Source organism: Thauera sp. 2A1, assembly GCF_009469595.2.
In the GTDB taxonomy this organism is placed as follows: domain Bacteria; phylum Pseudomonadota; class Gammaproteobacteria; order Burkholderiales; family Rhodocyclaceae; genus Thauera.
This window is the reverse complement of sequence record NZ_SSXV01000004.1, coordinates 70,647-93,583: the sequence shown is the minus strand read 5'-3', so window position 1 is coordinate 93,583 and position 22,937 is coordinate 70,647. Positions and strand designations below refer to the sequence as shown.

Below are 22,937 nucleotides of genomic sequence, written 5' to 3'. Positions count from 1 at the left end.
GTCTGCGGCCGCTCAGAGCGTCTTGTTGAAATAGAAGCGGATCTGGTCGTCGCGGCTTTCGATCTGGCCGGCGAAGGAGCTCAGGTCCACCTCCAGGTCGTTCATGCGGAACGGCCGCCCCAGTTCCTCCTCGATGGTGGCCTGGCGCAGGATCATTTCCTGGTCGGCGTGGATGCGGATGTAGGCGCGCTTGTCATCCACGAAGATCTCCTTGCCCGGGTTGTCCACCCTGGCGGCCTCGATGACCGCCTGGGCCAGGTCGCCGGGGCGCATCACCGGGCCGACCAGGTTGTTGTGATAGGCCTGCGCCGAAGTTGCAGTGCTCATGCTCGTGTCCTTGTGAATGGGTGTCGCCTGGAGCGGCGCTCAACTGTGGGCGAACAGGGGCTCGACGCCTTCGGTGCTGACGAAGACGTCGTCGCCGTCGATGCGCACCGGATAGCTCGCCAGCGCGCAGTCGTCCGGGTTGATGCCCTGGCCGGTGCCGGCGTCGAACTGCCACAGGTGGGCGCGGCAGATCAGCTTGTTGCCGTCGAACTTGCCTTCCGACAGGGCGATGTCCTGGTGCGGGCAGATGCCCTGGAAGGCCTTGATCTCGCCGCCGTCGGCGCAGACCAGCAGGATCTCGTGGCCATTGACGGTGTAGGGGGCCATCTCGCCTTCCCACACGTCATCGACCGTGCATACCTTGGTGAAGCTCATGCTCTTGCTCCCGATCCGGCCCGCCCGTCAGGCGGCCTGCCAGATGATGTCCACGGTCTCCGTGGGCTTGAACCCCGCCTCGGCCACCTTCAGGGTGCGCGGCAGGAACTCGGTGCCGCCGTGGCGGCGCACCCGCAGGATGTGACCCGGACGGTCGCGCACGCGGCGCCCGACGGAGTGCACGGCTGCCGCGGCAGCCACCTCGTCCATGGTGTTCTCCGTATCCACGGGCACCAGTTGCAGGACGAAATCCCCCTCGAAATTGGAGGTCAGCGGAAAAAGGGCCATGTCGTAAATCTCCTCGTGTCGCACGCGGCGCGCCGGCAGCAGGCCTGACGGGCGCGCCGCGTCTGGGGCTTGTATTGAAAGTCAGCTCGCCTTGCGGGTCTCGCGCAGGGCGCGGTAAACCTCGGCCCAGGCGTAGTTGTGGGCGTCGTCGCCGATCTCGCCCGGGGCCAGGCCCATGTACTGCAGCGCCCCGCCCAGATCCATCGGCTGGATCATCCCGGCCAGGAAGCGATCGACGATGGAGAGGTGGCCGGCGTAGCGCTCGGGCTCCTGCTGGAACACCCAGCGATCCACCTCGGAGCCGAAGTGGTACAGGCGGCCGTTGTATTCGAGCGGGTAGTCCTTCACGTCCCAGCCCTTGCCCGGCACGCCGAGGATGGGCAACTGGCACATGTTGCAGACATAGGGCAGCGTTTCCGGGTAGGTCATCGCCATGTTGCCGTCGACCACGTTTTCGATGAACACGTCCCAGCACTGGCCCCAGGTGTCGTTCCAGCCGGGGTACTTCTCCTCCAGCCAGGCGCGCTCGTCGGGGGTCACGCCGGCGGCCGGGTTCCACCACAGGGTCGGGCGCCAGAAGTAGGAGCCCAGGTGCATGCCGTGGTGGGTCTGGCCGATGTCCTTCAGGAAGATGTCCCAGTACCAGGGCAGGTCCAGGCCCATGTCGGTGAGGGCGCGCTCGAACTGGGCGACGATCCACTCCTCCATGAACTCCTTGAAGGACTGCTTGCGGTGCTCGAGCGGGGTGTAGTAGTCCATGATCGGGCCGGTCAGCACCGAGAACAGCTTCCACGCGCCCCACACCGCGATATCGACGCGCTTCTGCGCTTCCGCCTTGTGGCCGTTCTCGATCAGCACCTTGAGGGCCGGGCCGCCGATCTGGGCGTGGCGCGACTCGTCGGTCTGGATGCTGGAGATGAGGTTGGCGAAAGTGTGGTCGCCCGCCTCGGCGGCATCCGCTGCCAGCCCGAGGAACTGCATGTTGGTGAAGCCGGTTTCGAAGCTGAACGTCAGCATGATGGAAACGCTGATCGCGTCCCGCGTCATCATGATGTCGTCGAAGAAATGGCGGGCGGCGATCATCGCCCACTCATTGGTGTCATAGGCCTTGAAGGCCCAGTCCATCTGCCGGTCCTTGGACACGTGCTCGTGCGGGAAATAGAGCTGCATCTGGCCGTGGCGGATCTCGTCCATGCAGCCCAGCGTGGCCATGTTGCGCATGCCCGGTGCCTTGGAGAAACGCATCATGCGCGCCTCGGCACTGGCGGCCGCGTATTCGCCGCGGGCGATGGCGCCGTAGTGCGCCTTCATCACCGACTTCCAGCCCGGGTCGGCATTCTCGAAGATGCGGCTGCGTTCCAGCGCCGCCTTCACCGAATAGGCGCCGGCGTCCTTTTCGCGCTGGACCTTCACATATTCGGGATAGGTCTGCTTGTAGGGCTCGTCGTAGTGTTCCCAGGCACTCAGGGGCAGACCGAATTCGCCCGACAGTGCGGGCGGAAACAGTTCGTCCTCGGTGACGTATTTGGGGGTCCAGTTGGTGGAACGGGCCAGGTCATACCAGTCCATTCGATTGAGTACGGCCATCGTTGTCTCCTCTATGATGGGCGCGAAAAGCTCAACGGCTTTTCCTGCCGATCGATCTGCGTCGATCGAATCCTTGCACCGGGCGGTTCAAGCGTGCGACGCAACATTATTGGGAAACAGGAAGGCCCGGTATTAGACGATGGTTTAGCTGCCCTGCAGCAATCGGGGCCTTGTGGAAGCGCGTTTCCGCCCCGATGGAAAGCCCCCGGCCGCCTGGTGACGACGCAGTTGTCGACTTCCCGGGCGTGTTGTTCTTAGGATGGCGGTCACCGGCCAGGCCCGGTAGAAGATGCAGATGAACCAGGAGGAGACATGACGACATTCACCGTGAATGGCAGCGCGCATCGCCACGATGGCGACCCCGAGATGCCCCTGCTCTGGTACCTGCGCGACCTCGCCGGTCTCACCGGCACCAAGTACGGCTGCGGCGCGGGGCTGTGCGGCACCTGCACCGTGCTGGTCGATGGCCAGGCGGCGCGCGCCTGCCTGCTGCCGGTGGGGCAGCTCGGCGGGCGGGCGATCACCACCATCGAAGGCCTGTCGGCCGACGGCATGCATCCGGTGCAGGTGGCCTGGCGCGAGCTCAACGTGGCGCAGTGCGGCTATTGCCAGGCCGGCCAGATCATGCAGGCGGCCGCCCTGCTGGCGAAGGCGCCGCGGCCGTCCGACGCCGACATCGACGCCGCGATGAGCGGCAACCTCTGCCGCTGCGGCACCTATCCGCGCATCCGCGCCGCGATCCTGCGTGCGGCCGAAGGAGCGAAGTCATGAACGCGCATTTCGGCAATGACGTCGCAAACGACATCGCAGACGAGATCACCACGCAAATCGCCAACCTCAGCCTGAGCCGGCGCGGCTTCCTGCGAGGGCTCGCCGCCGGCAGCTTCGTGCTGGCCACCGGCATCCGGCCGGCGCAGGCGCAGGAGGCGAAGGCGCCGGAGACGAAAACGCAGGAAACGAAAAAATACGCCGGTGAGGCCATGAGCGGCGGCTTGCGCGACGACCCGCGCCTCTTCCTGACGATTGCGGACGACGGCACGGTGAGCCTGCTGTGCAACCGCGCCGAGATGGGGCAGGGCGTGCGCACGAGCTGGGCCATGGTCGTGGCCGACGAGCTCGAGGCCGAGCTGGCGCGGCTGATCGTGGCGCAGGCGCCGGGCGACGAGGCGCGCTACGGCAACCAGAACACCGACGGCTCGCGCAGCATGCGCCACCACTTCCAGGCGCTGCGCCGCATCGGTGCCGCGGCCCGGCGCATGCTCGAGGAGGAAGCGGCCGCACGCTGGAACGTGCCCGTCGCCCAGGTGCGCGCGGAGCGGCACGAGGTGGTGCATGCCGCCAGCGGCCGGCGCCTCGGCTTCGGCGCGCTCGCCCGCGGCGCGGCGCAGCGCCCGGTGCCGGCGGCGGATGCGCTGGTGTTCAAGACGCCGGCGCAGTTCCGCTACATCGGCCGCGACGGCATCGGCCTGGTCGACAACCTCGACATCACCACCGGCAAGGCGGTGTACGGCGCCGACGCCAGGATCGAAGGCATGGTCTTCGCGGTGGTCGCGCGCCCGCCCGTCTATGGCGGCAAGCTCAAGCGCTACGACGCCAGCCGCGCGGTGCGCGTGCCGGGCGTGCTGCAGGTGGTGGTGATCGAGCCGACGCCGATCCCTTCCGCCTTCCAGCCGCTGGGCGGCGTCGCGGTGATCGCCGAGAACACCTACGCCGCGATCAAGGGCCGTTCCCTGCTCGACATCGAATGGGATGACGGGCCCAACGCCGGCTACGACTCCGCCCGCTACCGCGAGACGCTGGAAGCGGCCGCGGGCCAGCCGGGCAAGGTGGTGCGCAACAACGGCGATGCGGATGCCGCGCTGGCGCGTGCGGCGCGGCGGGTGGAGGCGACCTACTACATCCCGCATCTCGCCCAGGCGCCGATGGAGCCGCCCACCGCCACCGCGCGCGTGACCGCCGACCTGTGCGAAGTGTGGTGCAGCGTGCAGGCCCCGGAGGCGATCCGCAGCGATCTGTCCAAGCGCTTCAAGCTGCCGCTGGACAAGGTCGTCGTGCATCCGCTGCTGCTCGGCGGCGGCTTCGGGCGCAAGTCCAAGCCGGACTTCGCCAGCGAGGCGGCGATCCTGTCGCGCGCGATGAACGGGCGCCCGGTCAAGCTGACATTCACCCGCGAGGACGACCTGCAGAACGGCTTCCTGCACACCGTGTCGGTCGAGCGCCTGCAGGCGGGGCTCGACGCGCAGGGCCGGGCGCAGGCCTGGCTGCATCGCACGGTGGCGCCCACCATCCAGTCCATCTTCATGCCGGGCGCAAAGCAGGAAGGCGCGTTCGAGCTGGCGATGGGCGCGGTCGACATGCCGTTCGCGATTCCCCACGTGCGCGTGGAGAATCCGGCCGCCGAGGCGCATACGCGCCTGGGCTGGTTCCGTTCGGTGTCCAACATCCCGCATGCGTTCGCGGTGCAGAGCTTCGCCGCCGAGCTCGCCGCCGCCGCCGGGCGCGACCCCAAGGACTACCTGCTCGAGCTGCTCGGTGCGGACCGCGTCATCGATCCGGCATTCATGTCCGACGACTGGCTGTACGGCGAGGATCCCAAGCGCTACGCCTACGACACCGCGCGCCTGCGCGGCGTCATCGAGCGCGTGGCGCAGGAGGCCGGCTGGGGGCGCAGCCTGCCGCCGGGGCATGGCCTGGGCATCGCCGCGCATCGCAGCTTCGTGACCTATGCGGCGGTGGTGGTGGAAGTGGCGGTCGGCGCGGGGGGCAAGCTGACGATTCCGCGCGTCGACATCGCGCTCGACTGCGGCGCGGTGATCAACCCGGACCGCGTGCGCGCGCAACTGGAAGGCGCGGTCATCCAGGGCATCAGCCTGGCGACGGTGGGCGAGATCAGCTTCAAGGCCGGGCGGGTGGAGCAGAGCAATTTCCACAACTACCCGGTCACCCGCATCGGCGCGGCGCCGAAGCAGATCCACACCCACCTGGTGACGCCCACCGGCTTCGATGCGCCGCTCGGCGGCGTCGGCGAGCCCGGGCTGCCGCCGGTGGCGCCGGCGCTGGCGAACGCGATCTTCGCCGCCACCGGCAAGCGCATCCGCCGCCTGCCGATCGGCGAACAGCTCGCCTGATCCGGAGGCGCCGGCCATGCACAGCACCGACGGCCAGGTCCTGGACGCCGCAAGGCGCTGGGCCGCCGCGGGGCAGCGTTTCGCCCTCGTCACCGTGGCGCGCACCTGGGGTTCGGCGCCGCGGCCGGCGGGCTCGTGGATGGCGCTGCGCGAGGACGGCGCGGTGCAGGGCTCGGTCTCCGGCGGCTGCCTCGAAGCGGAGCTGATCGAGCGCATGCGGGGTGGCGGATTCGCGGCGGGCGCGCCTTTCGTGCAGGCCTGCGGCGTCACCCAGGACGAGGCGCGCCGCTACGGCCTGCCCTGCGGCGGCAGCATGGAACTGGTGATCGAAGCGCAGCCGGATCTCGCGGCGCTCGACGCGCTGGCGGCCGGCATCGCCGGTGGCGAGCGCATGCGGCGCAGCGTGACGGTGGGCGAGCCGGGCAACCGCGTCGCGCCGGCCGCCGCGGGTGACCGCGTGCAGTGGGACGGCCGCACGCTCACCACCGTGCACGGCCCGGCCTGGCGCCTGCTGATCGTCGGCGCCGGGCAGATCTCGAGCTATCTCGCGCCCATGGCGCAGGCGCTGGATTACCAGGTGTTCGTCTGCGACCCGCGCGAGGAATACGCCGCGCAGTGGAGCGTGCCCGGCGCGACGCTGGTCGCCGGCATGCCCGACGACGTCGCGCTCGAACTCCGGCTCGACCCGCACAGCGCGGTGGTCGCGCTCACCCACGACCCCCGGCTGGACGACATGGTGCTGCTCGAGGCCCTGAAATCGCCCGCCTTCTACGTCGGCGCGCTGGGCTCGGTGCTCAACAACCGGCGCCGGCGCGAGCGCCTGCTGCAGCATTTCGACCTGACGCAGGCTGAAGTGGATCGCCTGCACGGGCCGGTGGGGCTGCCTATCGGCAGCCGCACGCCGCCCGAGATCGCGGTCGCCATCGTCGCCGAGCTGACCGCGGTGCGGAACGGCGTGTCGACGCGCATGCTGCCGTTCGCAGAGCCGTTGTCCGCCAATGCGTCGACAGTGGTGGTGGGAAGCTGAGGATGGCGGACGACATCGTCGGCATCCTGCTCGCCGCCGGTGCGGGCCGCCGCTTCGGCAGCGACAAGCTGATGTTCCCCCTGGCCGACGGCCGGCCGATGGCGCTGGTGGCCGCGGCGAACCTGCGCCCGGCATGCGACCGGCTGGTCGTGGTGCTGCGCGCCGCTCGCCAGCCGCTGGCCGCCCTGCTCGAAGCCGAGGGTGCCGAGCTCGTCATCGCGCCCGATGCCGACGGCGGCATGGGCCACAGCCTCGCGGCCGCGGTGCGGGCCACGCGCGAGGCGGCAGGCTGGGTGGTGGCGCTGGCCGACATGCCTTTCATCCGGCCCGCCAGCCATCGCGCGGTCGCTGCAGCCTTGCGCGCGGGTGCGAGCCTTGCCGCCACGGAATTCCAGGGGCGGCGCGGGCATCCGGTCGGCTTCTCGCGCGAGTGGCTGGCGCCGCTGTCCGCCCTCGCCGGCGACCAGGGCGGGCGCGACATCGTGCGCGAGCATCGCCAGCAACTGGTGAGCTGCGCGGTGGACGACGCGGGCGTGCTGATGGACATCGATCGGCCGGACGATCTGCCATCGTTCGCACGCGGCCACCCTTCCTGACTACCATGCAGGTTTCCGACAACGTTTCGCGAGGTCAGCTCATGTCCGATTCGTCGCAGTACGTCCCGCCCAAGGTGTGGACCTGGAACAAGCCCAGCGGCGGCCAGTTCGCCAGCATCAACCGGCCGATCGCCGGCCCCACGCACGAGCGCGCGCTGCCGCGCGGCCGCCATCCGCTGCAGTTGTATTCGCTGGCCACGCCCAACGGCGTCAAGGTCGGCGTGATGCTGGAGGAATTGCTGGCCGCGGGCCATGCCGGCGCGGAATACGATGCCTGGCTGATCCGCATCGGCGAGGGCGACCAGTTCGGCAGCGGCTTCGTCGAGGTGAATCCGAACTCCAAGATCCCGGCGCTGGTCGATTGCAGCGGGCCGCAGCCGGTGCGGGTGTTCGAGTCCGGCGCCATCCTGCTGTATCTGGCGGAGAAGTTCGGCGCTTTCGTGCCGACCGATCCCGCCAAGCGTGCCGAGTGCCTGTCCTGGCTGTTCTGGCAGATGGGCAGCGCGCCCTACCTTGGCGGCGGTTTCGGCCATTTCTACGCCTACGCGCCGGAGAAGATCGAGTACGCCATCGACCGTTTCGCGATGGAGGCGAAGCGTCAGATGGATGTGCTGGACCGCCGCCTGGCCGAGAGCCCCTATGTGGCGGGCGACGAATACACGATCGCCGACATCGCCATCTGGCCGTGGTACGGCAACCTCGCGCGCGGCCTGCTCTACGATGCCGGCGAGTTCCTGCAGGTGTCCGACTACACCCATGTGCTGCGCTGGGCCAACGAGATCGCCGAACGCCCGGCAGTGAAGCGCGGCCGCATGGTCAACCGCGTCAATGGGCCGCTGGAAGAGCAGTTGCACGAGCGCCACGACGCCAGCGACTTCGCCACGCGCACGCAGGACAAGCTGCAGGGGCGGCCTGATCATGTGTAGCGGTTCTTTCAGGCAGAGGAACCCCGGCGCGCCGGGCGCTTACGTGACGCGCAGATCGGTCAGCGAATTCGTGCTGGACAGTGCGCAGACACGAGCCGAAGAAGCCTTGGCGATGCGCCGGCATTTCGGTCTCGATGCGGAAAAGTGGGAGGCCGTCATTGCCGCGCTGGATGCGCCCACCCGCGAACTGCCACGCACCGGCAAACTGCTCACGACCCCAAGCGTCTTTGAAGCCAGCGCGCCGGAATGACAGTTTTCAGGATCGCGAAGCCCGACCGCTGGCACGCGGTCGACGCCTTCGTGTGCAGTGAACCCGCCTTGACCCGGTTCCTGACGCGCGTCGCGCTTGCCAGCCAGCGGCCGAGCGCTGCTGCGATCCACGTCGGCCCGTTCATGCCAAGGACGAGAAGGCTCGCGCCTTCTATCAGCATTTCGACTTCATCGACGCCCCTTCGGACCCGCTCCACCTCTTCCTGCTCATCAAGGATCTGCGGCGCTATGTGAGCGCCACGTCAGATCCAGGCAATTAGCGAGATTCCCTCATGGCTGCCACCGCATCTTCACCTGCTGCCCGATCCGCACGCCTTGGGTTGCGCGCCACGCCGGAACAGGAGGCGGTGCTGCGCCGTGCCGCCGAGGTGGCGCACAAATCCCTCACCGAATTCATCCTCGACAGCGCGTGCCTGGCCGCCGAGCAGACCCTGCTGGAGCAGCGCCTGTTCATGGTCTCGGGCAGCGAGTACCAGGCGTTGATGGATCTGCTGGAGCAGCCCGAGCAGCCCAACGAGGGGTTGCGTGAGCTGTTCTCGCGCAAGGCGCCCTGGGACGCGAAGTGAGTGTGCGCGCACCTGAACCGCTGGGCGCACGGCACCGGCTGGAGGGGTTCGACTGTGGAAAGCCCGCACTTAACGACTGGCTGCTGCGCCACGCGCGACAGGCTCAAGGCAGCGGATCGGCCAAGATCTTCGTGGTGGGCCATTATGACCGTGTGGCTGGCTAGTTCAGCCTGACCGTCGACAGGCTGGCATCCGTGCGATGCTGACTCACCCCATCGACGCGGAAGCGTCGAGGTTCTACACCCGGTTCGGCTTCATCGCCTCGCCGCTGCGCGAGCAGCAATTGCTGTTGCTACTGAAGGATGCGCGCCGCTGGGTGCGCTGAGCTGTGAGCGTCTTATTTGCCGATGTGAGGCAACCGGTTCGCCAGCGCTGCGAATCGATCCGGGGCAAAATCCGTCAGCATAGTTTGGTGGGGCAGAAAAGTGAGAGAACCCCCGCCGCGTGACGCTCGCGGTGGGGATGCTTGCGGGGTATTCCTTCCGAGGCTGCGGAACTCGCCCTGCGGGCTCGGACAGTCCTCGCCTCTCCAGGAATACCCCACAAGCATCCGGGAACGACAGGTGGGTTCCGGTCGGATAGTTTTGGTGGGTGGACAGCGATGGCTGTGCAGGCCGGTATGCGACTCACGTTTTTCGTGGGTTTGCCTATCCAGCGGGAGGTTTCTGGATACAGCAGTCACTTGGACAGCCCGACCACTGAGAATTCCTCGGCCAGAGCGGTAGGTCACAACCAGTCAAGCAAGCGGCGGCTTCATGACCCACTGCCGCCGTATAGCAAGCATCAGGTGCGGATGGCCGGGTATCGGCGATGAGAAGGAGTTCTCTGCACGTTGCGGAGAAAAATTGCGGTTCAAGTGCCGTCGATGTTCCGCAAGGCCGCCCCGGAACTGTCACAACTCAACACCAATTTTTTCAGCAATCCTTCCAGCAAGTTTCTTGAAATCCTTCCTAGCGTCTAAGACTGCATTAGCGTGACTGCCGATTGCACCGTCCGCTGAGGTGAGATTGAAGATGGGCTTGCGATATTCCTGCCCCATAGGGATCAGGCTGCGGTAGTGCTTTATGGTTGCAAGGCAGTATGGGTCCTCCTCCTGCTTCATGTTCTCTACCGGCCCTTCGCCCAGCACAGCCGTTCGATAAACGGACGGAATACGCTGCACCCATTTGTCGTAGGCTCGTACCGGGCGATCAAGCCTAACCCCATGTTGCTGGCACAAATAGCCAATCGGCAGCATCCTGCCGGCAGGTAAATGGAAGTCCGGGTGCAGGGAACTATCCGGACTAGCGCGCCAGTTATCCAGTCGCTTCTGCCAAAGGCTCTTCCAGCTCTTCAGCGTTGGCCCCAAATTGCTCAGCCCTTGCAGGGAAAAGAGATCGGCTCCGAGGGGGATGGCTACATAGTCCGTTGCCAGCAGTACCGAACGATTGATCGCTCCCAAATTCGGACCAATATCCACAAGAAGCATGTCAGCCTCAACCTTGTCCGCCGCCATTTGCATGACCTGCCAGAAAGACGTAAGGATGCGCATGGGGCGGTAGAGATTATTGTCTCCCATACTGCTCGGCCATTCGGCCGAAAGCGCATCTTCGAAACTCGACAAGGCGACGTCACCTGGCAGCAAATACAGGTCGGTAACTATATTCTGCAAAACGGGGGGACTAATGTCTCCAACCCCTGTTAGCGGCTTGACGCATTGAAAAATGGTTGAGCCGGGTCGACGCTCGTTCCAAAGCTGTTCAATCCTGTCTTCCTCCAGAAAGGCGGCCGTCAGGTTCGCTTGAGGATCCAAGTCTACGATCACCACGCGCTTACGGAGGCTCGCAAACATCCAAGCCAAGTGATAAATAAGGGAGGTCTTGCCGACCCCTCCCTTGTTATTAAAGAAGGTAAGTACAGGTGTGCTCACGATTTTCTTCTCAGTAGGCAGACCACGGCGCTCTGATTGGTCTCGAACTCTGGAGGCGGATTGCCATTCGCTTCCATGACACGGCGCGCAGTTGCGATGCCTCGACCAAACGATTGAACAAATCCGAAGGTCTTCAAAACATCAGCAATGTTCGGGTTCCGGTAGTCGGTGATGCCTGGCCTGCCGAAATTCTCATTGGTGACATTGCCGTAAGGGCCGCCGGGGCTGTTTATCTCAATACGATCATTAAACCAATACACCCGAATGGGCGTGTTGGTTCTTTCGTAAACGCGGTGGAGCACCGCGTTGTATAGGATCTGCTGAAGAGCCACTTGGGGGTACGGTATATCAATTTGATGGGTGGCTGAAGTAGTGATATCGATCGCTGTCCGATTGTGGGCCTTGAGCTTCTCCTCGGCGCGTCGAAGCATCTCTACGATCCCGCCGCCGATTTCTTCTTCGTCAATGATGGGGTCAGCAAGCTCGGTTCCATCAATTCTCAGAAACTGGATATAAGCTCCTGGCAGGAAATCCTGAGGACTCTTTCCGATTGCCAGCAAACCCATGAGGGTTGGAGTCGTATCCGCAGGGGAGACTATCATGCGACATGAAGCAAGCCGCTCTTCATAGCTGCGCCCATTGGCCTCGAGCACGTCCTCTGCAAAGGCCTGTGGTAAGTACTCGTTCTCGAAGATGCTCCTCGAAAGGTCGGCGAGCTTTGCTGTCGGTACGGGGTAGATGTCGAAAGGCAGGTTCTTGTAGCGGCGTCTCTCATTAAGAATGCGCTCTTCCTGCTCGTTCGCGAGCGCGCGACGGGGACCGGTGCGAATCCAGATACGCCCGTCGTACTTCACGGGGGGCATGTCGGAAGGCATGACCGTCACAACGGCAATCTCTGCCCCTTTCAGTGCGCGCTTCTCCACTGATAGAACGGGTAGAGGGAGGATATTGCCATCCGTTTTCATATCGGCGAGCGACATCAGTAACTGGTCCGTTACTTCCAGCCCACTCGGCTCGCCGTTATCCTTGACTCCAATGAACAAGACTCCCGGCCGATTGTGACCGGGCAAATCGTTCGCAAAGGCGCAAACTGCTTGGCGTGCCTTCTTTGGGATATCCCCCTTGAAGGATTCCTTGCGTTCCGCGCAGTCAGACTCGACGTCATCTAGTAGTGCGAGCAGCTCGTGGTCAGTTAGTCTTTGCATGTCATTTTTCTCAGAGCGCTTTTTGCGTTGTCCCGATTAGACTGATCGGTGCGTCTGCATGCGAGCAAATCGGCACAAGCATGATTAAAGTTTATCCGATTATTCGGCAAATCCACTGGAACGAACCCACTCATCCACTTCTTCCTGCTTGAACACCCAGCAGTGACAGTTCCTATGGCCAAGCAGGGCCAACTGATCAATCCATTTGTAGACATTCCCATTAACGAGCCCCCGACTCGCTTATCGGTTTTACGCCTTCTTGCAATCCCATGTCGGAACATCAGGCTGTTGTGCGCACGCACCAAAACGTCCGCGGATCAGATTGCCCGCCGATATATACCTGTGCAGGTTACGTTGAGGAAAGCTCGTGCTCAAGCGCATTGTGCCGAATCGAATCGATCAGCAGGCCCTGATGGGCTGCGGCAAGTGCTCAATCTAAACCAGCCGGACACCGGCGGCCACCGCATGACCGCAAAGGCCGAGAAGCAGCAATTCATTCAACGGCAGGTTTCGAAATGCCGCGATCGATAAGCTGACGGGGTTGCAGTCAAGGGATGCCGCAGCACCTTCGCCGAAGTCCGCGTTGCGCGCCAGACTTGAGGCAGGTCAAGGGCGGTGCGAAAAAGCCGAGTAATCTTGTCGGGTATCCGATCTCTTCCGCTCCTGCAGCGCTGACCATGGCCAAGAAGTTCCCGCTCCATCCCAAGAACCCCGAGCGCATCTGCTGGGGCTGCGACAAATACTGCCCGGTGGATTCGCTCGGCTGCGGCAACGGGTCGGGGCGCACGCAGCATCCGATCGAGTTGCTGGGCGAGGACTGGTACGAGTATGGCGACTGGGGGCTGGAGATCGAGGAAGGCGCCAAGTCGGTGGGGGGAACGCCGCGCTGAAGGCGTCGGCGTGGCGTCGGCGATGGGTGCCTGTGCACGCTGCATTTGGCGGCGGGGGCGCGAGCGGCTAGTCTGAGCCCTGATGGCTTCGTCACGGCCCGGCAGCAGCAGGTCGACGGCGGAGCTCGCCTGTTTCCTGCCCAGGGGCCGCCATGGATACTTCCGCCGCTGCCGGTGTCGACGTCAAGCGCCTTGCCGAGCAGTACCGCGAGCGCGCGCAGAAATACGAGCACACCGCGACTATCTACCTGCGCATCATCATCGGCGTGCTGTCCGCCTGCATCCTGATCTTCGCCGGGGCGGACCGGCTTGCGGGCGCGCTGTTCAAGACGGCGGCCGAGCGCGAGGCCGAGGCGCTGCTGCAGCAATCCACCATGCGCATGCTGCGCAACCTGGCGGCGCCCGCCGAGCCGGGGCAGAGCCCCGGCCGCGCCGCCGGCGCACCCGCGGCGCCGAAGCCGGGCGCTGCCGACACGTCTTCCGGTTCGCCGGCACCCGCGGCCAGGGCGGCGGCCGGCCCCGCTGCATCCGTGACGCCGCCTGTTGCGGTCGCGCCCCCGTCGCCCGCGGCAAGGGCCGCCCGGTCGGGCATGGACAGGCCTTCCTCCGTCAACGTGGTGCTGCCGCGGCCATCCGCACAGGCGCGCAATCGCCTCGGCAATGAAGCCGATCCGCTTGCGCTGGAGCAGGTGCGCAAGGAGACGGCCGTCGAGGTGGCACAGATCCGCGCCAATGCGGACGATGCGCGCGGCTGGGCGGACCGCGACATCGCCCAGGCCAGGGCGGAAGCGGAGCGGGATGTCGCGCAGGCGAAGGCCGGGGCGGAGCGGGATGTGGCGGAGCAGGACACGCGCCGCGCGGAAGACCTCAACGCGCTGATCGCCAGTTCGGTCGCCCGCGTCGGTGCCGCGGTCATCGTGGTGCTGCTGGTGCGGATCTTCCTGCGCGACCGCCAGCGGCTGATCCTGCTGGCCGGCTTCTATGCCGGCCTGGCCGATGCGATGGAGATCACTGCGGGGGATCCGGCGCGGCTCAAGGAATGGCTGCCGCAACTGGTGCCGCCAGCGGTGGTGCCGTCGGACGACGTGGCGACGCCGATCGAGACGGTGATGCAGGCGGTGGTGGAGCTGGCGAAGCGCAGCCGCGCCTGAGGCCAGCCTGGCGCGCAGTGTGCCGGCTTGCACAGTGAATGACCGAAGTCATTTTGCGTTGCAACAAAAGTGCTACTCTGTGAGTCGAAAGCGTCCCAGTCCCACCGAGCAGCACCATGAGCGAAATCGATCTGCACAACTTCTTCCTCGAGCAGGTCCGCCTGTTCGAAGCCTTTCCCGCCGACAAGGTCGAGGAAATCGTCGCCCAGTCCCGCCTCGTCACCTACGAGGGCAACGAGGCGATCATGGAGACCGGCGACCGTGGTCGTTTCATCGGCGTAATCGTCAGCGGCCACGCGGAAGTCTCCATCACCGACAACACCGGCGTGCGCAGCGTGATCCAGCAGCTCGGCCCGGGCGATGTGTGCGGTGCGATCGCGCTGCTGACCGGCGACCCGCTGGTGGCCGACGTGATCGCCAGCACGCGCTGCTTCCTGCTGGAAATTCCGCAGGAAGTCGTGCATGCGCACGTCCTGGGCAATGCCAGGGCGGTGGCCTACCTGTCGCGCGTGCTGACGGAGGTCACGCGCGCGATGACCACCGATCTGACGGCGGCCAGGGCGCAGGCCATGGCCCGTTCCGACGACCCTTACGCGCTGTCGCTGAAGACCGACGCGCCGGGCAAGGTGGTGGTGCTCAACGTCGGCCTCAGCCGCATCCGCTTCGGTATCTACGACACGCACGATCTCGGCGCCGACGTGCAGGGCGTGATCGACAATTCCGACCCGGCAGTGTGCCGCGTCAGCGTGAGCGTCGGCCCGCACAAGCGCGGCTACGCGCGCGCGCCTTTCCCGCTCGACGAGCTGTTCAAGGTGATGCAGGAGGCGGCCGGGCAACTCGGCAGCGCCTTCGCGCTGCACCTGACCGACGTCATCGCCGTCGGTCATCGCGTGGTGCATGGCGGTAACCGTTTCGCCAGCGCGGTGGTGATCACGCCGGCGGTGATCGCGGACATCGAGGCGCTGGCGCCGTTCGCGCCGCTGCACAATCCGCAGAACGTGGCCGGCATCAATGTGGCGCTGAAGGAACTGCCGCACGTGCCGCACGTGGCGGTGTTCGACACCGCCTTCCACCAGACTCTGCCGCCCTATGCCTACCTGTACGGCCTGCCGTACGAGATGTACAAGCAGGAGGGCATCCGCCGCTACGGCTTCCACGGTACCTCGCACCGCTACGTGTCGCTGAAGTCGGCCGAGATCCTGAAGCGGCCGCTGGGCGAGCTGGAGATCGTGTCCTGCCACCTCGGCGTGGGCGCGTCGATGTGCGCCATCGACCACGGCCGCTCGGTCGACACCACGATGGGCATGACGCCCAGCGACGGCCTCATCATGCCGACGCGCGCGGGCAGCATCGACCCGGCGGTGATGATCCATCTCATGGATCACTACAAGATGGCGCCGGCGCAGTTGTCCGAGCTGATCAACACGCGCAGTGGGCTGAAGGGCATTTCCGGCCTGTCGGGCGACATGCACGAGATCGAGGAGGCGGCCAACGACGGCCACCACCGCGCGCTGCTGGCGCACAAGGCCTTCTGCTACCAGATCCGCAAGAACATCGGCGCCTATGTCGCGGCGATGGGCGGCATCGACGTGCTCGCCTTCACCGGCGAGGTGGGCGAGACCAGCGCCGCGGTGCGCAGCCTGGCCTGCCAGGGCCTGGGCTACATGGGCATCAAGCTCGACGAGGAGCGCAACCGCAACCTCGGCCGGCTGGGCTCGCATGCGGTGGTCTCTACCGACGATTCGCCGGTGAAGATCGTCGTCATCGCCAATGACAACGAGCGCCTGGTGGCCTGGGAGACCCTGCGCGCGGTCGAGCGCAACCAGTTGCTGGTGTCGGCCGACGAACAGAGTTACCCGATCCCGATCGAGATCTCCGCCCACCATGTGCACCTGTCGCAGGCCGACGTGGAGAAACTGTTCGGCCCCGGCCACCAGCTCACGCCGCAGCACGAGCTGTCGCAGCCCGGCCAGTACGCCTGCGAGGAGAAGGTGCATCTGGTCGGCCCCAAGGGGCGCATCGCCAACGTGCGGGTGCTGGGGCCGACGCGCAAGGAAACCCAGGTCGAGATCGCGATGACCGAGCAGTTCAAGGTCGGCATCCAGCCGCCGATCCGCGAGTCCGGCGATCTCGCCAACACGCCGGGCATCACGCTCGAAGGCCCGGCCGGCAGCACCACCATCGAGCGCGGCGTCATCTGCGCCCAGCGCCACATCCACATGACGCCGGAGGATGCGCTGCGCCTGCATGTGCGCGACAAGTATGTCGTGCGCGTGCGGGTGGAGGGCGACCGCGAGCTGATCTTCGGCGACGTGGTGGTGCGGGTCAGCCCGTCGTACCGGCTGGCGATGCACCTGGACACCGACGAGGGCAACGCCGCCAACATCCGCACCGGCATGGTCGGCTACATCGACGCCATCCAGAGCCGGCACTGAGCCAGCACTGATCCGGCGGCGGCGCCCCCCATGCGGGCGCCGCCGCCTGCTGCACTGCGCTTCAGCGCATCTCGAACGCTTCCTGGTGGAAGCGCACGCCGCCCATGCCCAGCCGGCGCAGGCCGTCGCGCAGCTTGTCGGCCAGGCCTTGCGGACCGCAGAACCAGATCTCGGCGCGCCTGCCGTGGCGCCCGCGTTCGCGCAGCGTCTCGGCGCTGAGCTTTTCATTGTGTTCGCTGCTCAGCACGTGCAGCCGCACCGAGGGCAGCGTGGCGCACAGCGCTTCCAGGCGCGCGACGAAGGGATCGGCGTCGCGGCGCCGCACGCTGTAGTAGAAGTCCACCTCCGGCGCCTTGTCCGGCGCGGCCTGCAGCGCCTCGAGCCAGGCGAGGAAGGGCGTCACGCCGATGCCGCCGGCGATCCACACCTGTTCGCGCCTGCGCTTGCCGCTGGGCAGCTCGAAGCAGCCGTAGGGTCCTTCCACGCGCACCGGCTGGCCCGGCACCAGCTTCTGCGCCAGGCCGTGGGTATAGTCGCCCAGCGCCTTGATCTGGAAGGTGATGCGGCGGTCGCCGCGGTCGGCGCTGGCGATCGTGAAGGGGTGGGCGCCTTCGAAGCGCTCGAAGGTGACGAAGGCGAACTGGCCGGCGCGATGCCCGCGCCAGGCCTCGTTCAGGCGGCAGACCACTTCGGTGACGCCGGGCGCCGGTTCATTCACCGCCTCGACCACGCCCTCGGCGCGGCGGCTGCGGCCGATCCAGCCCGCCAGGGCGTGCACGCTGGCAACAGAGCCGGCGGCGATCAACAGCGCCATCAGCGCGCCCACCGGCTGGCTCCAGTAGCCGAGCGGGGCGAGGAAGGCGGCGTGGAAGGCCAGCGCCAGGTAGAGCACCGGCATCACCTTGTGCAGGTAGCGCCAGAGCTTGAACGGAAAGCGCTTCCACAGCGTCAGCACCAGCATCGCCAGCAGGGCGTAGATGGCGAATTCGCCCAGGCTTTCGGCGGCATCGCGCATCGCCTCGAGGAAGGCGCCGCCGTCCTTGGGCAGGCGACCCGCGCGGCCGTACACCGCCTTGATGATGTCGTCCGACATCTCCACCAGCCAGTGCAGGCCGCCGAGCGAGATGGCCAGGATGCCGGCCCACTTGTGCACCCGGTAGATGCGGTCCATGCCGCCGAATGGGCGCTCCAGCCAGGCGGGCCGGGTCGCGAGCACCATGGCGAGCGACATCAGCGAGAACGACCACAGGCCGGTCAGCGTCAGCGCGTGCTGGCGCACCGCCCACGGGTTGAGCGTACCGGCGGCGCCGCTGGCCGACAGCAGGTCCCAGCCCCAGGCGAGGGTGACGAGTGCGATGAATGCGGTGAGGAATCGTTTCATGACGTTGGCTCCTTCAGTCGTCCTCGAGAACGTGGCCCGGCGGCGTCGATGGGTGGCGGGCGTGGCATCGACGTCCCCGGAATCTGGCGCCAGTTTGCGCTGCAGCGTCTGAAACCAGCCTGAACGCGCGGTGCCGATTTACGCGCCGGTGCCGGCAGCGGACAATGCGCCCTGATCGCGCCACGCCCGCCAGGCTGCATGCAGGCAGTGATGCGGCTGCCATGTCCCTTTCCCCTTCACGATCTTCATGCTGAACCTGACTCCCCAGAAGGCCCTGCTGCTGTCGGTCGCCGCCGCGCTGATCACGATCGCCATGAAGACCGGCGCGTGGTGGCTCACCGGCTCGGTCGGCTACCTTTCCGACGCGCTGGAATCCCTCGTCAACCTCGCCGGCGCCTCTTTCGCGCTGTGGATGGTGTCCTACGCGCACACGCCGCCCGACCCGGAGCACCCCTATGGCCACGGCAAGGCGGAATACTTCTCCGCCGCGTTCGAAGGCGGCCTGATCTTCATCGCCTCGCTGGCCATCCTCGGCACCGCCGGCGAGCGCCTGGTCAATCCGCAGCCGCTGGGGCAACTCGGCTTCGGTACTGCGCTGTCGGTGGGCGCGAGCCTGGTCAACTTTCTCGTCGCGCGCGTGCTGCTGCAGGTCGGCCGCGCGCACCGCTCGCTCGCCCTCGAAGCCGATGCCCGCCACCTGATGACCGACGTGTGGACCACGGCGGGCGTGGTGGTCGGCGTGGCGCTGGCGGGGATCACCGGCTGGAACTGGCTCGACCCGCTGGTGGCGGCGGCGGTGGCGCTCAACATCCTGCGCGAAGGCTGGCTGCTGATGCACCGCTCGGTCGATGGCCTGATGGACCGCGCGCAGAGCGACGAGGAGATCGCCGCGATCGAGGCCGTGCTGAACGCCTTCGCCACCGACGGCTGTGCCTGGGACAACCTCACCACGCGCATGGCCGGCGCGCTGCGCTTTGCGCATGTGGATGTGCGGGTGCCCGGGGAGTGGACGGTGACGCACGCGCATGCGCTGGCCGACGCCATCGAGCGCGCCGTGCAGGAGCGCACCGGCACCCGGCTCGCCACGCACATCGAGCCGCTGTCCTGACGCGGCGAGCGACGGCCCCGCGCCGCGCCAGGCCGGCGAGTTGGGGGGATAATCTTGTCGACAGGTGATTGCCGAGAGGAGGTTGTTGCCATGAGCGATACGAAGCCGACGTCCGATGCGCTGCCCAGGGTCGAGAACCTGAAGCGGATGCTCGCGTTCCAGGACAAATCCATCGTCAGCCGCATGCTGGTGAAGAGTCCCGCGGGCAACGTCACGCTGTTCGCTTTCGCTGACGGCGAGGGCCTCAGCGAGCACACGGCACCCTACGATGCGCTGGTGATCGGCGTCGAGGGCGAGGCGGAGATCCGCCTCGCCGGCGCCTCGCACACCCTGGGTGAGGGCGACGCGCTGCTGATGCCGGCGAACGTGCCGCACGCGGTGACGCCGCAGGGGCCGTTCAAGATGCTGCTGGTGATGATCCGCGAGCGGAAGGAGAACTGATTGAAGCTGAATCGCATCCGGTCGGGCGTGCTGGGCATTCTGCTGAGCCTGTCGGCCTTTGCGGCAATGGCCGCCGATGCCACGGCCGCCGCCGCTGCGCCGCTGACCACCATCGCCGCGCTGGACGTGCCGCGCTACATGGGCACGTGGTACGAGATCGCCAAGTATCCGAACCGCTTCCAGCGCAAGTGCGTCGCCGACACGCAGGCCGATTACCGCCTGCTGGACGACGGCACGGTGCAGGTCACCAACCGCTGCCGTATGGAGGGAGGTGACATCAACGAGGCGCAGGGCGTGGCGCGCCAGGTGGGCGGTGCCGACTCGCCGAAGCTGGAAGTCCGTTTCGCGCCGGCCTGGCTGGGCTTCCTGCCGTGGGTGTGGGGCGATTACTGGGTGGTCGATCTCGATCCCGACTACAGCCTGGTGGCAGTCAGCGAGCCGAAGCGCGAATACCTGTGGGTCCTGTCGCGCTCGCCCAAGGTCGATGCACAGCGTTACAACGCCTTGCTCGGCCGGCTGCTGGAGAAGGGCTTCGACCTCGACCGGCTGGAGCCGTCGCGACAGGGCGACTGAGTTGCGGCCTGGCCTGCTGCCCGATTTCCTCGCCGGCGGCATCGCCTTCGTCGACATCGAGACGACGGGCGGGCCGGCGCAGCGCGAATCGATCACCGAGATCGGCATCGTCGAGGTCGACGAAGGTGGCGTGCGCGAATGGGCGACGCTGGTGCGGCCGGCGATGCGCATCCCCGACCACATCGAGCGCCTGACCGGCATCGGCAACCACATGGTGGCCGACGCGCCGCGCTTCGAGGACATCGCCGACGAGGTGTTCGACCGCCTGCAGGGGCGGCTCTTCGTCGCGCACAACGCGCGCTTCGACCACGGCTACCTGCGCGCCGCCTTCCGCCGCGTCGGCATGGACATCCGGCCGCGCGTGCTGTGCACGGTGAAGCTGTCGCGGCGGCTGTTTCCCGACCATCGCCGCCACAGCCTGGACCACCTGATCGAGCGCCATGGCCTGGACGTGAGCGCGCGCCACCGTGCGCTGGGCGATGCGCAGTTGCTGTGGCAGTTCTGGCAGCGGCTGCACGAGCGCTTCGCCCCCGGCACCATCGCCGACGCGGTGCGCGATCTGATCGGCCAGGCCAGCCTGCCGCCCAACCTGGAGCCCGATGCGCTGGGGGACATGCCCGATGCGCCCGGCGTGTATCTGTTCTATGGCGACAACGAGCTGCCGCTCTATGTCGGCAAGAGCCTGCATCTGCGCACCCGCGTGCTGTCGCATTTTTCCGCCGATCATCGCAGCGACCGCGAGCTGAGCCTGAGCCAGCAGGTGAAGCGCATCGACTGGATCGAGACCTCGGGCGAGCTGGGCGCGCTGCTGAAGGAGGCCGAGCTGGTGAAGCGCCTGCAGCCCACCCACAACCGCCTGCTGCGCCGCAGCCGCGACCTGTGCGCTTGGCGGCTGAAGGCCGACATGATCGGCGACTGGCAGCTCGAGCTCGTGCATGCGGCCGATCTCGACCTCGGCCGCCAGGATGACCTCTACGGCTTCTTCCGCAGCCGGCGCGAGGCCACCAGCCGGCTGCGTGCGATCGCCGCCGAACATGCGCTGTGCCCGCCGCTGCTCGGGCTGGAGAAGCATGTGCCGGGGCAGCGCTGCTTCAGCTACCAGTTGAAGAAGTGCCGCGGCGCCTGCCATGGCGCCGAGTCGCCGCAGGCGCATGGGTTGCGGCTGATCGAGGCGCTGCACGCGCTGAAGGTGCAGGCCTGGCCTTACGACGGCCCGGTCGGCCTTCGCGAGGGCGACACGCTGCATGTGGTCGATGCCTGGTGCTACCTCGGCGCGGCGCGCGACGACGAGAGCCTCGCCGAGCTGCTGCGCGTGGGCCGCCCCGCCTTCGACCTCGACATCTACAAGTTGCTGGCGAAGGCGCTGGCGCGGCGCCAGGCGTGGGTGCCGCTGCGGGAACTGCAGGCGATAGCCCGGCGTGATGCCGGTGATTAGTTGACCGAATCGCTCGGCTTCTTTAGAGTTCGGGTGTCCCAAGGGGGAGTAGCTCTTCGCCGCGGCGTCGTCAGTTCGGAATGGTTCGCATGTCGAGCCTTCCCGGCGCCCCGGGTAGTCGTCGCCAGACGGCTGCGAGCAAGACCTTTGCCGCGATGGCGGAGGTCCCCTTGTCGTAAGCACTGCGGCCCTTCGTCCTCGCTGGACAAGGGCCGTTCCGTTTTCTGCCGCCGGATTTCACCGTCCGGGTCGCTGTCGGCAGGCGATGGAACCCAAGACAGTACCGACAAGGAGAACACCTTTCATGGAATCAATCGGCAACTGGTGGCTGTGGGCGGGCTTCTTCGCCACCGTCCTCGTCATGCTCGCCATCGACCTGTTCGTGATCGGCGGCGGCAAGCAGCATCGCGTTTCGTTCAAGGAGGCGGCCTCCTGGTCCGTCGTGTGGGTTGCAGTATCGATGGCCTTCGCCGGCGTGCTGTGGTGGTATCTCGACGGCGCAATGGGGCGCGAGATCGCCAACCAGAAGGCGCTGGAGTTCGTCACCGGCTACCTGATCGAGAAATCGCTCGCGGTCGATAACGTCTTCGTGTGGCTGATGCTGTTCAGCTTCTTCGCCATTCCGCTGGAGTTGCAGAAGCGCGTGCTGGTGTTCGGCGTGCTGGGCGCCATCGTGCTGCGCACCATCATGATCTTCGCCGGCGTTTGGCTGATCGCGCAGTTCCACTGGCTGCTGTACGTGTTCGGCGCCTTTCTGCTGCTCACCGGCATCAAGATGTGGTGGTTCGCCGAGCAGGAGCCCGACCTGGCGCAGAACCCGCTCATCAAGTGGATCCGCCGCCACATGAAGGTCACCGAGGAACTGCACGGCGAGCGCTTCTTCGTCAGCCGGCAGGAAGGCGGCAAGTGGGTGCGCTACGTCACGCCGCTGTTCCTGGTGCTGGTGCTGGTCGAATTCAGCGACGTGATCTTCGCGGTGGATTCGATCCCGGCCATCTTCGCCATCACCACCGACCCCTTCATCGTGCTCACCTCCAACGTGTTCGCGATCCTGGGCCTGCGCGCGATGTACTTCCTGCTCGCCGGCATGGCCGACCGCTTCTCGCTGCTGAAGTACGGCCTTGCGCTGGTACTGGTGTTCATCGGCGCCAAGATGCTGCTGATCGACCTCTACAAGATCCCGGTGGGCATTTCGCTCGGCGTGGTGGCGGTGATCATCGGCACCTCGATCGTGCTGTCGCTGCGCCGCACGGCTGGGGGGCATTCCGGCACGAAGGCGATCGAGGACAGCGGCGCCAAGTGACGCACCACGCCTGACA

23 protein-coding genes are annotated in these 22,937 nt (G+C 66.5%); 16 read left to right on the top strand and 7 right to left on the bottom strand.

Going from position 1 to position 22,937, the window contains the following annotated elements; genetic code table 11:
• Positions 1-12: 12 nt before the first annotated feature.
• The 4 genes from GH664_RS05365 to GH664_RS05350 form a co-directional block, all read right to left on the bottom strand.
• Positions 13-327, bottom strand: coding sequence for an MmoB/DmpM family protein (locus GH664_RS05365; RefSeq protein ID WP_153167095.1), 315 nt, complete (start codon positions 325-327; stop codon positions 13-15).
• A gap of 39 nt (positions 328-366) precedes the next feature.
• Positions 367-702, bottom strand: a complete 336-nt coding sequence (locus tag GH664_RS05360; RefSeq protein WP_153167094.1) for a Rieske 2Fe-2S domain-containing protein — start codon at positions 700-702, stop codon at positions 367-369.
• Positions 703-729: 27 nt separating this feature from the next.
• On the bottom strand, positions 730-990 hold the full coding sequence (locus GH664_RS05355) for a toluene-4-monooxygenase system B family protein (protein WP_153167093.1): 261 nt from the start codon (positions 988-990) through the stop codon (positions 730-732).
• A gap of 81 nt (positions 991-1,071) precedes the next feature.
• On the bottom strand, positions 1,072-2,577 hold the full coding sequence (locus tag GH664_RS05350) for an aromatic/alkene/methane monooxygenase hydroxylase/oxygenase subunit alpha (RefSeq protein WP_153167092.1): 1,506 nt from the start codon (positions 2,575-2,577) through the stop codon (positions 1,072-1,074).
• Between the two features lie 312 nt (positions 2,578-2,889).
• Between GH664_RS05350 and GH664_RS05345 the strand changes: the two genes are divergently transcribed.
• The 8 genes from GH664_RS05345 (at position 2,890) to GH664_RS05310 (ending at position 9,415) form a co-directional block, all read left to right on the top strand.
• Positions 2,890-3,348: a (2Fe-2S)-binding protein gene (locus tag GH664_RS05345; RefSeq protein WP_153167091.1), complete on the top strand. Its 459-nt coding sequence runs from the start codon at positions 2,890-2,892 to the stop codon at positions 3,346-3,348.
• Positions 3,345-5,705: a molybdopterin cofactor-binding domain-containing protein gene (locus tag GH664_RS05340; protein ID WP_153167090.1), complete on the top strand. Its 2,361-nt coding sequence runs from the start codon at positions 3,345-3,347 to the stop codon at positions 5,703-5,705. Before GH664_RS05345 ends, GH664_RS05340 begins: the two co-directional genes overlap by 4 nt.
• Before the next feature lie 16 nt (positions 5,706-5,721).
• Complete coding sequence (locus tag GH664_RS05335; RefSeq protein WP_153167089.1) at positions 5,722-6,732, top strand: XdhC family protein; 1,011 nt, start codon at positions 5,722-5,724, stop codon at positions 6,730-6,732.
• 2 nt (positions 6,733-6,734) lie between these two features.
• Positions 6,735-7,328: an NTP transferase domain-containing protein gene (locus tag GH664_RS05330; RefSeq protein ID WP_153167088.1), complete on the top strand. Its 594-nt coding sequence runs from the start codon at positions 6,735-6,737 to the stop codon at positions 7,326-7,328.
• Between the two features lie 41 nt (positions 7,329-7,369).
• Entirely contained in the window at positions 7,370-8,254 is an 885-nt protein-coding gene (gene yghU / locus GH664_RS05325) for a glutathione-dependent disulfide-bond oxidoreductase (protein WP_153167087.1), read from the top strand.
• A 43-nt stretch (positions 8,255-8,297) separates the two neighbouring features.
• Positions 8,298-8,504, top strand: a complete 207-nt coding sequence (locus GH664_RS05320) for a DUF1778 domain-containing protein (RefSeq protein WP_255424910.1) — start codon at positions 8,298-8,300, stop codon at positions 8,502-8,504.
• Positions 8,505-8,796: 292 nt separating this feature from the next.
• Complete coding sequence (locus GH664_RS05315) at positions 8,797-9,090, top strand: DUF1778 domain-containing protein (protein WP_153167085.1); 294 nt, start codon at positions 8,797-8,799, stop codon at positions 9,088-9,090.
• Positions 9,091-9,289: 199 nt separating this feature from the next.
• Positions 9,290-9,415: a hypothetical protein gene (locus GH664_RS05310; protein WP_255424909.1), complete on the top strand. Its 126-nt coding sequence runs from the start codon at positions 9,290-9,292 to the stop codon at positions 9,413-9,415.
• 567 nt (positions 9,416-9,982) lie between these two features.
• On the opposite strand, the gene GH664_RS05305 is transcribed toward GH664_RS05310, so the two are convergent.
• Positions 9,983-10,999, bottom strand: coding sequence for a ParA family protein (locus GH664_RS05305; RefSeq protein ID WP_153167084.1), 1,017 nt, complete (start codon positions 10,997-10,999; stop codon positions 9,983-9,985).
• The gene (locus GH664_RS05300) at positions 10,996-12,204 is read right to left on the bottom strand and encodes an ATP-binding protein (RefSeq protein ID WP_153167083.1); all 1,209 of its coding nucleotides are present in this window, start codon (positions 12,202-12,204) and stop codon (positions 10,996-10,998) included. The genes GH664_RS05305 and GH664_RS05300 overlap by 4 nt, the downstream gene beginning before the upstream one ends.
• Before the next feature lie 677 nt (positions 12,205-12,881).
• On the opposite strand from GH664_RS05300, the gene GH664_RS05295 reads away from it, so the two are divergent.
• The 3 genes from GH664_RS05295 (at position 12,882) to GH664_RS05285 (ending at position 16,680) form a co-directional block, all read left to right on the top strand.
• Entirely contained in the window at positions 12,882-13,094 is a 213-nt protein-coding gene (locus GH664_RS05295) for a DUF3079 domain-containing protein (protein WP_153167082.1), read from the top strand.
• Between the two features lie 152 nt (positions 13,095-13,246).
• On the top strand, positions 13,247-14,245 hold the full coding sequence (locus GH664_RS05290) for a hypothetical protein (protein WP_153167081.1): 999 nt from the start codon (positions 13,247-13,249) through the stop codon (positions 14,243-14,245).
• Between the two features lie 116 nt (positions 14,246-14,361).
• The gene (locus tag GH664_RS05285; RefSeq protein ID WP_153167080.1) at positions 14,362-16,680 is read left to right on the top strand and encodes an acetate/propionate family kinase; all 2,319 of its coding nucleotides are present in this window, start codon (positions 14,362-14,364) and stop codon (positions 16,678-16,680) included.
• 61 nt (positions 16,681-16,741) lie between these two features.
• Here GH664_RS05285 and GH664_RS05280 read toward each other — a convergent pair whose 3' ends face one another.
• Complete coding sequence (locus GH664_RS05280; RefSeq protein WP_153167079.1) at positions 16,742-18,061, bottom strand: ferric reductase-like transmembrane domain-containing protein; 1,320 nt, start codon at positions 18,059-18,061, stop codon at positions 16,742-16,744.
• A 247-nt stretch (positions 18,062-18,308) separates the two neighbouring features.
• Here GH664_RS05280 and GH664_RS05275 point away from each other — a divergent pair, with 247 nt between their 5' ends.
• The 5 genes from GH664_RS05275 (at position 18,309) to GH664_RS05255 (ending at position 22,921) form a co-directional block, all read left to right on the top strand.
• A complete protein-coding gene (locus GH664_RS05275) occupies positions 18,309-19,169 on the top strand; it encodes a cation diffusion facilitator family transporter (RefSeq protein WP_153167078.1) in 861 nt (286 codons plus the stop codon).
• Between the two features lie 90 nt (positions 19,170-19,259).
• A complete protein-coding gene (locus tag GH664_RS05270; protein ID WP_153167077.1) occupies positions 19,260-19,610 on the top strand; it encodes a cupin domain-containing protein in 351 nt (116 codons plus the stop codon).
• A complete protein-coding gene (locus GH664_RS05265) occupies positions 19,611-20,183 on the top strand; it encodes a lipocalin family protein (RefSeq protein ID WP_308445426.1) in 573 nt (190 codons plus the stop codon).
• A gap of 1 nt (position 20,184) precedes the next feature.
• Positions 20,185-21,618, top strand: coding sequence for a 3'-5' exonuclease family protein (locus tag GH664_RS05260; RefSeq protein WP_228111391.1), 1,434 nt, complete (start codon positions 20,185-20,187; stop codon positions 21,616-21,618).
• A gap of 304 nt (positions 21,619-21,922) precedes the next feature.
• The gene (locus GH664_RS05255; RefSeq protein ID WP_153167075.1) at positions 21,923-22,921 is read left to right on the top strand and encodes a TerC family protein; all 999 of its coding nucleotides are present in this window, start codon (positions 21,923-21,925) and stop codon (positions 22,919-22,921) included.
• Positions 22,922-22,937: the final 16 nt, after the last annotated feature.

What these genes read in the sequence shown, in the direction of transcription:
- GH664_RS05365 (WP_153167095.1), bottom strand. Translation starts at nt 327, where the DNA reads ATGAGCACTGCAACTTCGGCGCAGGCCTATCACAACAACCTGGTCGGC.
- GH664_RS05360 (WP_153167094.1), bottom strand. Translation starts at nt 702, where the DNA reads ATGAGCTTCACCAAGGTATGCACGGTCGATGACGTGTGGGAAGGCGAG.
- GH664_RS05355 (WP_153167093.1), bottom strand. Translation starts at nt 990, where the DNA reads ATGGCCCTTTTTCCGCTGACCTCCAATTTCGAGGGGGATTTCGTCCTG.
- GH664_RS05350 (WP_153167092.1), bottom strand. Translation starts at nt 2,577, where the DNA reads ATGGCCGTACTCAATCGAATGGACTGGTATGACCTGGCCCGTTCCACC.
- GH664_RS05345 (WP_153167091.1), top strand. Translation starts at nt 2,890, where the DNA reads ATGACGACATTCACCGTGAATGGCAGCGCGCATCGCCACGATGGCGAC.
- GH664_RS05340 (WP_153167090.1), top strand. Translation starts at nt 3,345, where the DNA reads ATGAACGCGCATTTCGGCAATGACGTCGCAAACGACATCGCAGACGAG.
- GH664_RS05335 (WP_153167089.1), top strand. Translation starts at nt 5,722, where the DNA reads ATGCACAGCACCGACGGCCAGGTCCTGGACGCCGCAAGGCGCTGGGCC.
- GH664_RS05330 (WP_153167088.1), top strand. Translation starts at nt 6,735, where the DNA reads ATGGCGGACGACATCGTCGGCATCCTGCTCGCCGCCGGTGCGGGCCGC.
- yghU (WP_153167087.1), top strand. Translation starts at nt 7,370, where the DNA reads ATGTCCGATTCGTCGCAGTACGTCCCGCCCAAGGTGTGGACCTGGAAC.
- GH664_RS05315 (WP_153167085.1), top strand. Translation starts at nt 8,797, where the DNA reads ATGGCTGCCACCGCATCTTCACCTGCTGCCCGATCCGCACGCCTTGGG.
- GH664_RS05310 (WP_255424909.1), top strand. Translation starts at nt 9,290, where the DNA reads ATGCTGACTCACCCCATCGACGCGGAAGCGTCGAGGTTCTACACCCGG.
- GH664_RS05300 (WP_153167083.1), bottom strand. Translation starts at nt 12,204, where the DNA reads ATGCAAAGACTAACTGACCACGAGCTGCTCGCACTACTAGATGACGTC.
- GH664_RS05295 (WP_153167082.1), top strand. Translation starts at nt 12,882, where the DNA reads ATGGCCAAGAAGTTCCCGCTCCATCCCAAGAACCCCGAGCGCATCTGC.
- GH664_RS05290 (WP_153167081.1), top strand. Translation starts at nt 13,247, where the DNA reads ATGGATACTTCCGCCGCTGCCGGTGTCGACGTCAAGCGCCTTGCCGAG.
- GH664_RS05285 (WP_153167080.1), top strand. Translation starts at nt 14,362, where the DNA reads ATGAGCGAAATCGATCTGCACAACTTCTTCCTCGAGCAGGTCCGCCTG.
- GH664_RS05280 (WP_153167079.1), bottom strand. Translation starts at nt 18,061, where the DNA reads ATGAAACGATTCCTCACCGCATTCATCGCACTCGTCACCCTCGCCTGG.
- GH664_RS05275 (WP_153167078.1), top strand. Translation starts at nt 18,309, where the DNA reads ATGCTGAACCTGACTCCCCAGAAGGCCCTGCTGCTGTCGGTCGCCGCC.
- GH664_RS05270 (WP_153167077.1), top strand. Translation starts at nt 19,260, where the DNA reads ATGAGCGATACGAAGCCGACGTCCGATGCGCTGCCCAGGGTCGAGAAC.
- GH664_RS05255 (WP_153167075.1), top strand. Translation starts at nt 21,923, where the DNA reads ATGGAATCAATCGGCAACTGGTGGCTGTGGGCGGGCTTCTTCGCCACC.